Genomic DNA, 14971 nt, shown 5'->3' with positions numbered 1-14971 from the left:
TTATAACTCTAAAGTAAATCATGTCCTCAGAAAAATCAGCAGAAAAAGCGCGTCTACACCCTCGCAACAGAAATAGGGAACGATATGATCTAGAAGCCTTAAAAAAATCTAACCCTGAATTAAAAAGCTTTATAAAACCGAATAAATTTGGGGTGGAATCCATAGATTTTTCCAATCCGCGTGCGGTAAAAGTTTTGAATACAGCTTTGCTCAACCATTATTACGGTATTAAAAACTGGGAATTTCCCGATGAAAATTTATGCCCTCCTATTCCCGGAAGAGCGGACTATATTCACCACATTGCAGATGCGTTGGCCAAATTTAATTTGGGAACAATACCTACTGGTGAAAAAATTTCTTGTTTTGATGTAGGCATTGGGGCCAGTTGTATCTACCCTATTATTGGAGTTACAGAATACGGTTGGCAATTCTTTGGTTCCGACATTGACCCAAAATCAATTGCATCGGCAAAACAAATTGTTAGTTCCAACCCATCGCTCAGGGGAAAAGTTGAATGCAGATTACAAAAGAGCGCCAGGGATATCTTTCGTGGGGTTCTTTCCCCAGAACAGCAAATTGACTTGGTCATAAGCAATCCTCCTTTTCATTCTTCAATTGAAGAGGCACAAAAAGGAACACGAAGAAAAATCAAAAACCTTTCTGGAAAAAAGGTAAAAACACCGGAACTCAATTTTTCTGGGGCTGGAAACGAACTCATTTATGATGGTGGCGAGGCCAAGTTCATAGAAAATATGATATGGGAAAGTAGAAAATTAGCGCAGAGCTGTTTTCTTTTTTCAACTTTAGTATCAAAAGAATCCAACCTTAAGCGGATTTATAAATTATTGGAAAAAGTTGAAGCACAAACTGTTAAAACAATCCCTATGGGAACTGGCAATAAATCTAGCCGAATTGTTGCCTGGAGCTTTCTTTCGGCTGAAGAACAAGACCAATGGCGAAAGAGTAGATGGTAACGAATATTGATTTCTAATTGATAGTTTTATCATCAACCAACTATTTTTTGACTATATTCCCGTGAAAATGTGACAAATAGCAATGTTTATCACATTGTATATTCGCTATGAATTATCAGAACACCTAGAATTGATAATTCAATGGCCAAGTCCTCTCAACATTACACTAAAGACCTGCTAAATAACTAAGTATGAATTCATAACCAACAGTAACATCCTTGCTTTTAAAGCAATATTGATTTCACTTTTCTGTTTAATTAATAACTAACCAACCTTAAACCAATGACATCTTATTCAATAAGTGAAATTAACCACATTCTAAAAGGCGAATTAATTGGCTCAACCAGTCAACAAATAGAAGGTCCTGAAGAAATAAAAAAAGCGAATAACAATCAAATTACCTTTATAGGAAATACCAAATATTCTAAATTTTGGGCTGCCTCAAATGCCTGTGCGGCACTTGTATGTCCAAAATCTACCATTGAACCCGGAGATAACCGGGCCTTTATCAGGGTAAAAAATGTGGATTTGGCAATGGCCGAAATCTTAACCCTTTTCAAACCTTCTACTCCCAGTTTTGATACGGACATACATCCTACCGCCGTTATACATGAAACCGCAAAAATTGGTGATGGCTGTAAAATTGGAGCCAATTGTTACGTAGGCAAAGATGTAGAATTAGGGGCAAATGTAATTTTGTACCCTAGTGTATGCGTATTTGATGAAACCTTAATTGGAGACAGTACAATAGTTTGGTCAGGAACGGTCATACGCGAACGCTGCGTTATTGGCAGTCACTGTATTTTTCATACCAACGTAAGCATTGGCGCAGATGGTTTTGGATATAGACCAAGTGATGATGGTCGTGGGCTGGTGAAAATACCTCAAATAGGAAATGTAATCATTGGAAATTATGTTGAAATTGGTGCCAATTCATGTGTAGACAGGGCAAAATTCAGTGCCACTATTATTGGAGATGGTTGTAAAATTGATAACCTAGTTCAAATAGCGCATAATAGCGTTATGGGCCGTTTTTGTATAATGGCGGGACATAGCGGACTTGCCGGATCTGTTACATTAGGAGATGGTGTTATCATTGGGGGCAGTGCTTCAATCAAAGATCACACTACTATACATTCCGGAGCAAGCGTTGGGGCCGGGTCCGGTGTCATGAACGATGTAGAAGCAGGAAAAACCGTTTTGGGCTACCCTGCCCAAGATGCTAGGGATATGCTTAAAGAATGGGCATCCATAAGAAGGCTAGTAAGAAATAAATAGCATGTTTATCAGTAAAAAGAAAGCCTAATATCCAAAACAGACTTCATTAAAAAAAGCTTTACATACAAGATGTAAAGCTTTCTTTATAAGCTGGAGGTCCTCCTATTGAACCTCCAAGGAAAAGCAACTATTCCTACTTTTATACCAGTGCATTGGAATATTCCAATTCTTGTAACTTTCTAAGCGCTTCCGATTTGGAATTGACATCTAATTTTAAATAGATGTTCTGAACATGAAAATTGATTGCACTTGCGGTAACGAATAATTTCTCGGCAATGGTCTTATATGTGGCTCCTTGGCACAAATAATCTATTACCTGGTTTTCTCTTTCAGAGAAAAATTCATTGGATTTACGCTGAAACTTTGAAATGATCTGACTAATAATATCATTGCTCATGGTAGCGCCTTCTGACTTGATCGAATCTAGGGCATTATAAAGGGCGCGTTCAGTCACCGGTTTGGATAGGTAGCCATTTGCGGTATTTTTGAACGCCTTTTTCACCAAGTCAAAATTGTTCTGGGCGCTGAGCATGATAATCTTCACCTTGGGATCTTTCTTTCTAAAAAGACGGATACCTTCTATGCCATTAATTTCCGGCAATGAAACCTCGGAAAAAATAATATCCGGAGAAATACGGTCGTAATCTGCCAAAGCTTCTTTAACCGAAGTATAGATTCCTTTTAAAGAATACTCCGTGTAAGAGCTAAAATACATTTCATAAGATTCATGCGATGTTACATCATTATCGATCACGATAATTTTTAAAATGTTTGATTCCATGGTAGTGGGATTTTTTGGCATCTATTGAAAACCAACAGAATACCTGGTTAAATTTGGGTTAACTATTAATAGATAATCGCTCGGTAAAGCGACATTTTTTTCAAATTTGGGCGTAAGAAGGCTCTTTCCCTGTGATCAAAAAATCAAGAGATTTTGTTATCCGTTCTTTTAAAGCTTAGAAAAAAACCTATGGTTATGACAGTATTCTGCCGGGTCTTAGTTTAAAGCTAAAACAGATATACGCGTTATACGCTGGGTGAATCGTTATGTTTTAGTGCTGTAGGTAAGGCGCTAAAACCTAAAATGATTGCTTTGAAATTTTATCTCTATCAGACGCAGAGATGTTGCACTTTTATGAAGTGGTCAAGTGTGCTTTGCTTGTGGTGCTGTTGTAGGTAATAATGGTACATGGTTTGTGAGATTTGGGGATTAATAAATAGGTTACTTTTGGTATGATTATAATCAAACTTAAGAATTATTTCCTATGCGCTTACTGTATGATCGCCCATTTTCGTTAAACTACCGCTAAAGTCCCTATCTCATTGCATTATATCGGTAATTTCGTACCAATTATCGATATTTAAAAATTAAAAAAAGAGTTAAAAAAGGTGTGAAACCTATTAAAATAGTGGTAAAAAACAAAAAAACAGCGGAGCCTCCCCCGCTGTTTATAGCCTAATTTTCTACCAAAAAATCAGGTCCCACTAACCATAAGTTAATATTGTTATTGATCTTCGTACATGTTGTTCACTACTGCAGAATGATCATCTACTTGCATAATCCATTTTTCGTCGTTGTATTTTCCGTTTAAATTGGAAACGTAAGCTGTTTTTGCATCTTCTTTATAATTGTAATCTGCCAAGTATACATAGTGCAGACCGTTTTCTTTGTTGTAAAACTGTCTAGCGTTAAGACCTTGCTCCTTTAAAGTCTCCATAAAGGCATTTAAATACTTTTTGTTCTTATAAACATTGGCTATTACGTAATATCCTGACTTTACACCCACTATATCTGACTGGTTCAATATCTTGATAGGAAGCTTTACGTAATCCTTAATTTCTTTCTTATCTGCGCCTTCTTCTACAATTGGCTTTGTTTCAGTCTCTGCCACTACTTCTACAGTCTTCTCTACTTCTTTAGTACTATCTGACATTTGCGTGTCATTGGCGGCCAAGAAATCCTGTACATCATTAAATCTTGCATCATTGTCTTGCTTAGCTATTGTTTTCTTAGAAGTATTATTTTCTGTATTTGCAGCCAAAGCCGTGTATTCTGGTGGAACAGGCACCACATCTTCTTCAACTTGTGGTTTTAGGTTCTCTTTAATTTCTTGTTTCAATACGTCTACCAAAGACTTTAAGCGTTCTTCAAAAGCTGCATCTCTTGCCGCATCAATAGAGTCTTGTCTTAAGATCATCTCATCCAAAATCAATCTGTTTTCGTAAGCCATACCGCTCATTTCATCTTCTATTTCGGTAGAAATTGTATTTTTAAAGCTTCTATTTGCCAGAGATGTATTGTTTCTTTGACTGTTCTTTTTACTCTCTTCCTTTAATCTTAAAATCTGTTCCTCATAATTTCTTACGATACGGTCTACTTTAGCATCTTCAGAACCATCTGCAAAGGTGTCCATACTAGAGCCATGGTTGTCAAAAGTATAGGCTAAGGATACCTCATGGTTCCATCCTAAATCGGCATCATCTGTCATTAAATCCTTTTCTAACAAATACCCTAAGGACATACGCTTACTAAGGTTAAAACCTAAACCTAAGGAAAGGCCATAATCATCATCAAAGTTTGTTTGAAACCAACCGTAGCTAGGCAAGTCCAACAATATAGAACCTACATATCCCAATCCGCCATCCTTGTTCTTACCAACTTGAACCATAGGCATTAAACGAGCGTTGGCAAAAAGACCTCTATTGGCCAAAAACTGGTGAGAATACTGTACCGAAGCTTTTACACTCTTGGTACTTAAGTTCGTTAAAAATTCATTGGTAGTTTGGTTATATTTAAAAAGGTCAGTTGCATAAAGTCCAAAATCAAACCCGCCCAATGACAAGGTTACCCCTGGTTGTACCGCTACCTTACTTTCCTTCTTAGCATCCGAAATTTTTGTATCCGTATCTGCTACAACTATTCTATTTTGGTCTAGCCCTTCTGTATAGTAGGTTATGTTCGTACCAAAAGTTAATTTGCTCTCATCTCCTAATTTTACGGCCGTAGCGTAATTGGCGTTGAACCCAAATTCCTGAACAACCCCGGACCATTGGCTATATACACTAATTCCTAATGCAGCATGATCGTTAAGCTTATTACTAAAACCTAAAAAGTAGTTCTGGTTATTATCTTCAAACGTAGCATATTGGTTTCTGTGAAGAATGTTTATGTACGATTTGTTCTCTCTAACCAACGAAAACGTTGGGTTGATCAAAAATCTGTTAAAGAACAACTGGTTGTGATAGGTGCTCTTAGTATTGATCTCTGTAACTGCTTCTTGTCCGTAGTTAGACTGCGTACCAAAGATGGTAGCTAGTAAAAGGAGCAGAAAAATTGTATTGATATTATTTTTTTTGTGGCTCATGGTAGTGATATTTGGGATTATTGAAAACTGTGGTAATACGGTGAATTCTATAGTTTTGAAATTTGGAACTCTTGTGGTAGATGTCCGCATTTCTTAGAACATTTAGATTACCTAAATTTGGGTTATAAACCGGCGACGGTAATCGCCGGCTTTATCTTATCCCCCATTTTTATTAATCTTCTTCAAACAAATTGGAAGTATACGTTGCTTTGGAATCTACATTAAAAGCTTCTAGCGCTCTATATTCGCCCTCGTCTTCTACGCGTCTTTTGTTGGCATAGGTGAAAGCTACTTTCTGAACCGAGGATTTATTGTTACCACGGTTAGACATTACATAGCCTTTACCATTGTCCGATGTAAACGATATGGCAAAATCATCTTCACCACTATTGATCGGGCTACCAAGATTAACGGCTAGGTCTACACTTTTTTGACCAACTTGCGTCATATAAACATCCAGTCCGCCTTGGCCCTTTCTTCCTTCGGAAGCAAAGAACAATGTATTGGTGCCAACTACATTAGGATACAGGTCATCTTTTTTAGTGTTTACCTTTTGACCCAAGTTTTTGGCTACACCCATGCTACCGTCTTTACGAATCGCAGATACATAAATATCATACTCACCAAAAGTTCCTGGCATATTGGAGGCAAAGAATAAACGTTTACCGTCCGATGATATAGAGGGATGCATTGCAGACGCATGTTTGGGAGCTACGGCCACTTCTTTAAGGTTCCTCCATTCACCATTTACTTTATCTGCCCTGAAGATTTTATGCACCTCTTCACTTTTGGAAAAAACACCGTACAAGGGTTTTATTTTCACTTTTTTACTAAAGTAAGCCGTCTGTCCGTCCGGAGTTACGGCAACGGGCATCTTATACCCATTATGATCTTCGGTCTCCTCACCTAGGAAAGTCCTTAGTTCATTCTCAACTATGGTCTGGTCATCTACTATAAACTGACCGTCCTTACGTTGAAAATCCAATTCTCTATACCTTTCTGTTAAAGGTTGATCTAAAATATTTTTAGAATTTTGTTTTTTTACTTTATAATCAGACTCAATTTGAGCGACCCAATCATTCATATCGGAACTGGTAGCTGATCCAATATTTTGATATTTGGCCATAGCGTAGTCATAACGCTTCTGATAATTCTTACTTAAAGAGCCGGTACTGCTTACTTCTTTTAACTTATCATACCAGAACAAGGCGGTATCGTAGTTTTTGTTCAAGAAGTTGGCATTACCCAAGTCTTCAAAGATGGCTTTATCCTTATACCCTTGTTTTTTAAGGTATTGGTAATTTTCCATCCTCTTGTTGTTAGCCTGGTGAATCTCGGTAGCATTACTACTACTAGAATACTGAGCGTCCATAGAACTGCAACAGCACGAAAAAACGCAGGCAAAAAGCACATTGTAGGTTAGCGCATTTTTCATAATAAATTCGATTAGGGGTTAATATCTTCGACAAAGTTCTATAAAACTCTCCTATCTATACTTAGTAATAATTCATAGGTTTTTACTTAAATCGTGTTTTTTTATGTTAAAATCATCGATAAACTGCATTTTTTACGGTTCAAGAGCAAAAAAATCAGATTAAAGAACATTTTTATTACTAGTAACTACTAGTAATCTTTAAAAGAGTGTTCATATCAAAAAATCACTAAAGGACTAAAAATCAACTCAGAAAAGAACAAGTGTAAAAATTTTAACAAGTAGCATAGTGTAGCATATTAATATTTTTCCTACTTTTGTTGAAGCGTACAGACTTGTCTGTTTATAATAGTCCTGCTACCTTTAATTCATGGGAAAAGAAACCGTAAAGGATAAGATACTATTAACGGCTTGTGAATTGTTTTACAAAGACGGGTATAACCAAACAGGAATCAATAAGATTTTAAAAGTCGCCGAAGTATCAAAGGATAGTATGTACCGGCACTTTAAATCTAAAGAAGCTATTGCCGTTGCGTATTTGGAAAGGCAGCACAAAATGGTGATGTCTCTTTTAAAGAGTAATATGGACAAAGAAGAGCCTGGCGCAGATGCGGTTCTTTCCATGTTTGATTTTTTAATTGACTGGTTAAAGGAATCAGGATACAGAGGATGTGGCTTTCAGAATATTTTTACGGATATCCCAAAAGATCAGAACTCTATTAAAGAGATGGTCTATATGAACAAAAATGAAATTCGGCAACTTGTATATAATGAATTAAATAAAGCCGAACCAAATGAGATGGATATTAAGGAATTGAGCGATGAAATTCTAGTACTATGGGAAGGAGCTATTATCCTTTCTCAAATCCAAAAAAATAATTGGCCCATTTTGGCCGGCAGAAAAGCTTGTGAAAAATTATTAAACCGTTAAACACTATGTAAAACTATCATACAGAGCAATCTGTAGAACTAACACCAACGCATTTTGAAACAACTACTACAAAACCCACCCTTCACCCTAGAAACAGCCAAGCAAAAAGTTCATTTAATTGAAGAGACTTGGAGTACAAAAGACCCTCACCAAATTTCCATGATATACTCCATGGACTGCAATTGGTATGTTAACGAATCTACCCTTCTATCCTGCCGTAGAGAAGTTCAAGAGTTCCTTGAACGCAAATGGCAGAAAGAATTGGATTTTGAAGTAACTAAAACCTATATGGCCCATACGGATAAAAGCATAGCGGTTCAATTTGATTATGACTACAGAATTGAAAATAACAAATGGTTTTGCTCCTATGGAAACGAAATCTTTGAATTTGATGAAGAAGGACTCATAGAAAAATGTATTATGAGAATTAACCATTCCTCTATAGAAGATAGTGCAAGACCTATATCTCAAGACCTACATAATATTTTACAAGATTTATAACACATAAAATATTTTATTGAGCGCAACATTTGCATTCCTATTCTGTACTATGGAACCGTAAAACAAAACCCTGGCATTAACTTCAATTTAACGAAGAGATTGTTGGTTTCAGGGTTCATTTACGACAAATCGAGTGTAGATGACATACAATAAATAATGGCTGTCTACTAAACCTAAAAACTAATAGTATAGAAATTAGACTATGAAAAAAATAGCTATAAATGGAATGGGCCGTATTGGCCGTACCGCATTAAAAGTATTACTTGAAACTCCGGAATTAGAGGTGGTAGCCGTAAATGATATTGCCAGTATTGAGAACATTGCCTACTTATTGGAGTTTGACAGTGTTCATGGTAAGTTTGAAAAATCAGTTGATTTTGAAGAGGGTAAACTTATAGTAGATGGCAATACCATTAAATTCTTTAACGAAAGAAATCCAGAAGACCTCCCCTGGAAAGAACTGGATATAGACGTTGTAATTGAGAGTACCGGTATTTTTACCAAATATAACGATGCAGATAGGCACATTAAAGCCGGAGCCAAAACCGTAGTTCTGTCAGGTCCGGCTAAAAGTCCTGAAATACCAACTGTTGTTCACGGTGTAAATTCTGAGGATGGTAAGACCAGTATCTTTTCCTGTGCCAGTTGTACCACCAATAACATTAGCCCTATTATAGAAATTTTAGGGCGTCGCGTGGGTATAAAAAAGGCTATAATGACTACCATACATGCTGATACCAGTTCTAATGCCATGGTAGATTCTCCTAGCAAAGGAAACTTTAGAATGGGACGTTCCGGTATCAATAACCTCATACCCACCACCACGGGAGCTGCTGTAGCTACCACAAAAGCATTGCCAGAATATGCGGGTAAGTTTGATGGTATGGCGGTACGCGTTCCTGTTGCGGTTGGATCTATTTCGGACATTACTATTGTAACCGAAAAAACCGTGACTGCAGAGGAAATCAATGCCATATTGGAGGAAGAAGCACAAACGGACCGTTACAAAAAGGTATTACAGACCACTTATGCGCCTTTGGTTTCTAGCGATATTATTAAAAGCCCTTATGGTTCAATTGCAGACCTTTCCCTTACCAAAGTAGTAGATGGGGATTTACTCAAAGTTTTGGCATGGTATGATAACGAATGGGGTTTCACCAATCAGATGATACGCCAAATACAGAGTTTATAAATAGAACTGAATTACTCATAATTCAATTTCAAAAAACAGGTCAAGCTTTATAGTTTGACCTGTTTTTACTTTATGCGCCTTTTTGTTTTTCGTAATTTGATGCGATTTTTAAATTTCAAATTTTGAAAAAAACACTATACATTGGGGCCTTTTTAACGTTGGTTAACTTTACCGTAAATGCACAGTCCATAAAAAAAGAACATTGGGGAACGGTAAAAGGTAAGGAGGTTTCTCTTTACACCATTACCAATGCTACGGGTATGAAAATGCAGATTATGAATATGGGCTGCATCATTACTTCGCTCTTTGTACCGGATAAAAACGGAGAACTAGACGATGTAGTTTTGGGCTTTGACAATTTGGATGATTACCTGCAAGACCACCCTAGTTTTGGTACAACCGTGGGTAGGTATGCCAATAGAATAAAAAATGCGCAGTTTATCATGAACGATTCCGTTTATAAACTTGCTGCAAACGAAGAAGGCACTGCTATTCACGGCGGCAATGAATTTAGGGATGCCGTTTGGGACGCCAAGGTTGTCTCCAACGAAAAAGGCGATGGTTTACAGTTCCATTATTTATCTCCAGATGGTTCTTTTGGTTTTCCTGGTAATCTTGATGTTTATGCCACTTACCTTCTAACGAAGAACAATTCAATTTATATCACCTTTGAAGCCAAAACCGATAAGAACACGCATGTAAGTATGACCAACCACAGTTATTTCAACTTGAATGGTGCCAAGGACTTAATCTATGACCATAGGGTTATGGTAGATGCAGACAGGTATACCGAATTTGATGAAGACATTACCCCTACAGGAAGATTGCCCCTTTTAAAAGGTACAGCTTGGGACCTTTCTAACTTTACACGAGTAGGTGATAAAGTTCATGATATTCCCCTTAACGGGTATCACCATTGCTACGTATTGAACAAAAAGGGTGATGAAATGACGAAGGCCGCTGAAGTTATAGAACCCAAATCCGGCAGAAAACTAGAAGTATTTACCACACAGCCGGGAATAACGGTCTACGCCAGTAACGGCCTTGATAATATTACGGGAAAGTACAATATCGCTTATACACCTCACATGGCACTCTGCTTAGAGACCCAAGATTTTCCCGATGCCATGAATCATCCTAATTTTCCCTCTACCCTATTAAAACCTGGAGAAAAATATACGGAAACTATAATTTACGATTTCGGGATTGAAAAATAAAGGGAGGATATTGTTATCCATTCCCTTTAACCATTCTTAAAGTAGGCTATCATTTCTTTGGGTGATTTATGTGGCCTTCCCGCAGCTTTTTCATAATCGGACGGTACATCATAAGCTCCATTTCTCATACTTTGATAAATGCCGCCTATTATTGTGCCTATAAACCCTCCTAGTGCTTCTTTCCGTTCCTTCTCATAAGTTTCAACGGATATGGAAGTATAGTTTAAATCCGTACCATAAGCATCATTTATGTAATTTGCCAGTTGCTTTTGGGTAATGGACTCACCCACCAGATTGTAAATATGACCATTATGATTTGCCTTTAAAAGCATTTGCGCATAGGCATACCCCAATTCTTCCCTACTGGTATAACCACATTTTCCGGTATCCGCAGAATTTCTGATTTCACCTTCACTTATATATGTATCTATATATTCCAAATCCGGTTCTATGTAAATTCCGTTTCTGCCAATGACCCACTGCATTCCCGAATCCTTCACATCCTTTTCGGTCTGTCTGTTACTTTCTACCACAGCGCTAAATGCAGACGCTTTCTCCTCTCCAACGATACTGGTGTATATTATTTTTCTAACACCGTTTGCCTTGGCCGCATCAATAACGTTCCTATGCTGCTTTATTCTTTTCTTTGGGTCGTCCATACCAGAAACTAACAGAACCGCATCTACACCTTTTAAAGCAACATCAAAATCCTCACGATTATTATAATCTCCCTTTCTAATTTCAACCCCAAGAGATTCTGCCTTTTCAGGAGTTCTAGCTATACTTATAACTTTATCTTTTCCTACCGCATCAATAAGGTGCCTTACAATTGAAGAACCCAATTGACCGCTGGCTGAAGTAACTGCAATTTTCATAATCGTATGTTTTTAGGTAGATTACATTTTTAATTTTAAAGCTTCAAGCTCCTGTTCTAGCTCTTCTGCTTTCTTCTTGAATTTTTCCATGGCCTTTTTCATCTGACCTATTTTTTTGAAGGCCTCTTCGTCTTGAACTGCTTGATAGGTAACAACGCCTTCCTTTTCCTTTACTTTAGATTTGCTACCACATGTGGGGCATATCGCTACTTGACTCATAATACAATATTTTGTTGTGCAAAGTTTATAAAACACGAATCACGGTTAAAGGTGAATCCCTGCACAAAAATGGTACATATGGGAATTCACCTTAAAATCATGGCACCATCATGAACTAAAGGAATATCCCTATTCCTTTAGTTTCAAGTGATCAATTTTTCCACTCTGAGAAATGGTTCTAAGTTTTCTTTCCGGTTTATTCTGATAACCTATAATGATAGAGTTGTGGACGGTCAATGTTTTAAAATCGAAAACAAGGGTCAAATAATCCTTTAAATCCGTTTCATGCCAACTTACCATATATAGTTCGTCTCCCATTTTAAGGGATTTATAGGAAATATCCTTGTTTCCATTACCTTTTGATGGCCCTGCAACCCATTCATACTTGGCTTTTCCTTCATCAAATTCCATATGAATAGCGGTACCGTTTTGATATTGAAAATTAAAGGAATAACCATCCAAAAAATGTTCTGGCTCTCCAAATTGATATTTACTTTCTTCGGGGGTCTTGTGTTGACCAAAACTAAATCCAACACTAAACAGGACCAGGCCTATACAGATTACTAATTTTGAATTCATTTTCTTTGATTTAAAAGTTCAGTACAAAATTGGCAAAATACCCACCTATAGAGTAGGTAAATCGTTAAAAAAGAATGGTAAATATGAGATTAAAGATCTACAAGTCTGCTTTAAACCGTTTTGGAGTTACCTCTGTGTGTTTTTTAAAGAATTTGGTGAAGTTGGTTACCTCGTCAAAACCCATGTCATAGGCTATTTCCTTTAGGCTTTTATCCGTACTTAGTATAGCACGTTTTACCTCCAGAACTACATACTGATCAATGAAATGTTTAGGGGTGTTCAATGTAAAAATATGCACTAGTTTCCCTAAATGCTTGGTAGAGATACGCATCTTAGAAGCATAATCCTTCACGTTTCTAGTTGTGGCAAAGTCTTTTTCTACAAGGTTTTTAAATTGAAGAAACAACGGATAGTAATCTCTATCCTGATTGGAGATTCGCTTAGCCCCAGAAATGCGTTCTAACTTTAACAGGTACAGTTCCAGTATTTTGGCTAGAATATTCTGCTGTCCATAACTGTATTCTACCTGTAATTCTTCCCGTAATTGATGGACAAAAGAATCATTTAAACCACTACTTTGGACCAAGGGGTCAGAAATATGGTAATTGTATAAATGGGAAATGAACTCAATTGAAGGTTTTGAAAAAAATCTAAGAATAAAATCTTCTGTAAAAATGACAAGGAAACCTTTATAGCCAATTTTTTGCTGAAAGGCATGCACTTGCCCTTTTGCTATTTTCAATACTGAACCTACTTTTACCTGATACCTTTGCAGGTCAACTTCATGATACCCCTCCCCTTCAGTAATGACGAGCAAAGCAAAGAAGTGGATACGATGGGGCTTTTTAGGGTCATGGTCTAAACCTCTATCTATTTTTGCCGATAAGTCGGATATCGTCAGTACATCAAAATCCTTAATGTGTTCCTCTCCATCAAATGCTATGTTGGGAATATCAATCACCCGTCTTTTTTTTCTACTGTAATATCGATTATAGATTGAAGATAGGGAAATTAAGAATAAAGAAGGACCATAGCATCATAGAAAGGTATTACCAACCAATCATTGAATCCGCCTATTAACTTTACCAAACAAAAAATCAAAATAAAACCGCCCTATTCCAATGCATAACATCTAAATAGGGCGGTTTAAAAATTTCAAAAGAATCTTGGGAAACTTTGCTTAATTAATAAGCAAAAGTGCTTTTTGAGGGATAAGAATCTTATCTATAGTATGGATAACCCCGTTGGAAGCTTCAATATCAAATTCAACAAAACTAGCTTTAAACTCAGAAGCATCTTGAAGCGCCAAACCTGCGGCTCCTTCTACAACACCTACCGAATCATCTTCAATTAAAGTGGCCAATATGCCTACTTTTAAGTCATTACGAGCAATTACCTCTTTTACGGCATGACCTAAAATAATTTCTTTAAGCGCTTGTTGCTCCAAAATATTGGTAAAATCCGAAAATGAATTGTAATCATCTCCCAAAGTTTTGAATAACTGTTCTATAGCTGCATTGGTAGGTGCAAAAACCGTATACTCGCCAGTGTTGAATATATCTTCTAAACCAGCTTCTGCAATACCTTCTGCAAACAAGGATAATTCCTCGGTCTGGTTCACTAAATTAATCAAGGTACTTTTGGGGAACAAATCTGCCAAAACGGATTCGGGTATAAGAACCTTATCTATGATATGAACAACACCATTGGCCACCTCAATATCCGCTGCAGTTATTCTAGCATCTATCTCCGTAGTATCTATGATATACACATCACCATCTACCGTAATTTTAATTTCTTCGGATTGTAGCGTCTCTAAAATGGAACCATTTGAAAGTTCAGTAGAAAAATTAGCTCCTCCAATAATGGCGTGGTATTTTAATACTTGCGAAAGGATTTCCTTTTCCAAATCCTCTTCAAAATCCAAAACATCCGTATACTCTTTTAAAGAAGCCAAAAATCCTGTGAACGCTTCATTGCTAGGTACAAAAAATGTAATCTTTTCGCTTTCATCGGAAAGCATGTTTACTAACGAATCATCTATAGTATCCAACGCATTGGCAGAGATGGTTAAACTATCTACGGATTTAATAAATTCCGCGGCATTCAACAAGGTTTCCTCTGGTGTCTCCTCCTTTGGAGATTCGGTTACCGGTTCCTCGGTCTTGTCCTCTTCTTTTCCAATCTCATTCTCTATATCATCTGAAATATCACTTCCTTTGGAACATCCTATAGCCATGGACACCCCCAAAAAGAGCATGCATAATTTTTTAGTAAAGCGGGTTGTACGTATCATTTTCATAACGGTTTTATCTGGGCGACAAATTAGTTCTTTATTAAAATTCATAGCCTAGCCTTAGTTTAATTCTAGGTTAGCTAAACTTTAAATCTAACTATGAAAAAAACTG

14 protein-coding genes are annotated in these 14971 nt (G+C 37.0%); 6 read left to right on the top strand and 8 right to left on the bottom strand.

All coding sequences use genetic code 11. The features are described from left to right. The first annotated feature begins 20 nt into the window (after nt 1-20). Complete coding sequence (gene rlmF, locus SJY45_RS02405; RefSeq protein ID WP_400073140.1) at nt 21-974, top strand: 23S rRNA (adenine(1618)-N(6))-methyltransferase RlmF; 954 nt, start codon at nt 21-23, stop codon at nt 972-974. A 282-nt stretch (nt 975-1256) separates the two neighbouring features. Beyond that, nucleotides 1257-2252: a UDP-3-O-(3-hydroxymyristoyl)glucosamine N-acyltransferase gene (gene lpxD, locus SJY45_RS02400; RefSeq protein ID WP_400073139.1), complete on the top strand. Its 996-nt coding sequence runs from the start codon at nt 1257-1259 to the stop codon at nt 2250-2252. A gap of 139 nt (nt 2253-2391) precedes the next feature. Here the strand turns inward: lpxD and SJY45_RS02395 are convergent, their stop codons facing one another. From SJY45_RS02395 to SJY45_RS02385, 3 genes are all read right to left on the bottom strand, one after another. Further along, nucleotides 2392-3033: a response regulator transcription factor gene (locus tag SJY45_RS02395; RefSeq protein ID WP_215439307.1), complete on the bottom strand. Its 642-nt coding sequence runs from the start codon at nt 3031-3033 to the stop codon at nt 2392-2394. Nucleotides 3034-3757: 724 nt separating this feature from the next. Then, nucleotides 3758-5617: a PorP/SprF family type IX secretion system membrane protein gene (locus SJY45_RS02390; RefSeq protein WP_400073138.1), complete on the bottom strand. Its 1860-nt coding sequence runs from the start codon at nt 5615-5617 to the stop codon at nt 3758-3760. Nucleotides 5618-5789: 172 nt separating this feature from the next. Beyond that, nucleotides 5790-7052 (bottom strand): cell envelope biogenesis protein OmpA, encoded by a 1263-nt coding sequence (locus SJY45_RS02385; RefSeq protein WP_400073137.1) that lies wholly within the window; start codon nt 7050-7052, stop codon nt 5790-5792. 367 nt (nt 7053-7419) lie between these two features. Here SJY45_RS02385 and SJY45_RS02380 point away from each other — a divergent pair, with 367 nt between their 5' ends. The 4 genes from SJY45_RS02380 to SJY45_RS02365 all read left to right on the top strand — a co-directional run bounded on the left by SJY45_RS02380 (nt 7420) and on the right by SJY45_RS02365 (nt 10890). Continuing rightward, nucleotides 7420-7980: a TetR/AcrR family transcriptional regulator gene (locus SJY45_RS02380; RefSeq protein ID WP_400073136.1), complete on the top strand. Its 561-nt coding sequence runs from the start codon at nt 7420-7422 to the stop codon at nt 7978-7980. Nucleotides 7981-8034: 54 nt separating this feature from the next. Continuing rightward, on the top strand, nt 8035-8481 hold the full coding sequence (locus tag SJY45_RS02375) for a DUF1348 family protein (RefSeq protein ID WP_215439303.1): 447 nt from the start codon (nt 8035-8037) through the stop codon (nt 8479-8481). Between the two features lie 202 nt (nt 8482-8683). Further along, a complete protein-coding gene (gap, locus tag SJY45_RS02370; RefSeq protein WP_289040061.1) occupies nt 8684-9673 on the top strand; it encodes a type I glyceraldehyde-3-phosphate dehydrogenase in 990 nt (329 codons plus the stop codon). A 122-nt stretch (nt 9674-9795) separates the two neighbouring features. Beyond that, nucleotides 9796-10890 carry an aldose epimerase family protein gene (locus SJY45_RS02365; RefSeq protein ID WP_400073135.1) on the top strand — a complete coding sequence of 365 codons (1095 nt, stop codon included), beginning with the start codon at nt 9796-9798 and terminating at the stop codon, nt 10888-10890. 26 nt (nt 10891-10916) lie between these two features. On the opposite strand, the gene SJY45_RS02360 is transcribed toward SJY45_RS02365, so the two are convergent. From SJY45_RS02360 to SJY45_RS02340, 5 genes are all read right to left on the bottom strand, one after another. Next, on the bottom strand, nt 10917-11765 hold the full coding sequence (locus tag SJY45_RS02360; protein ID WP_400073134.1) for an NAD(P)H-binding protein: 849 nt from the start codon (nt 11763-11765) through the stop codon (nt 10917-10919). 21 nt (nt 11766-11786) lie between these two features. After that, the gene (locus SJY45_RS02355) at nt 11787-11984 is read right to left on the bottom strand and encodes a hypothetical protein (RefSeq protein ID WP_289040064.1); all 198 of its coding nucleotides are present in this window, start codon (nt 11982-11984) and stop codon (nt 11787-11789) included. A gap of 129 nt (nt 11985-12113) precedes the next feature. Beyond that, the gene (locus SJY45_RS02350; protein WP_400073133.1) at nt 12114-12563 is read right to left on the bottom strand and encodes a MoaF-related domain-containing protein; all 450 of its coding nucleotides are present in this window, start codon (nt 12561-12563) and stop codon (nt 12114-12116) included. A gap of 97 nt (nt 12564-12660) precedes the next feature. Next, nucleotides 12661-13524, bottom strand: a complete 864-nt coding sequence (locus SJY45_RS02345; protein ID WP_400073132.1) for a helix-turn-helix domain-containing protein — start codon at nt 13522-13524, stop codon at nt 12661-12663. Between the two features lie 219 nt (nt 13525-13743). Further along, nucleotides 13744-14859: a fasciclin domain-containing protein gene (locus tag SJY45_RS02340; RefSeq protein ID WP_400073131.1), complete on the bottom strand. Its 1116-nt coding sequence runs from the start codon at nt 14857-14859 to the stop codon at nt 13744-13746. Between the last annotated feature and the right edge of the window lie 112 nt (nt 14860-14971).

This window comes from Zobellia russellii (genome assembly GCF_044597075.1).
Lineage (GTDB): Bacteria > Bacteroidota > Bacteroidia > Flavobacteriales > Flavobacteriaceae > Zobellia > Zobellia russellii.
Note: the sequence above shows the minus strand (reverse complement) of the source record. Positions and strands in the feature narration are given on the sequence as shown.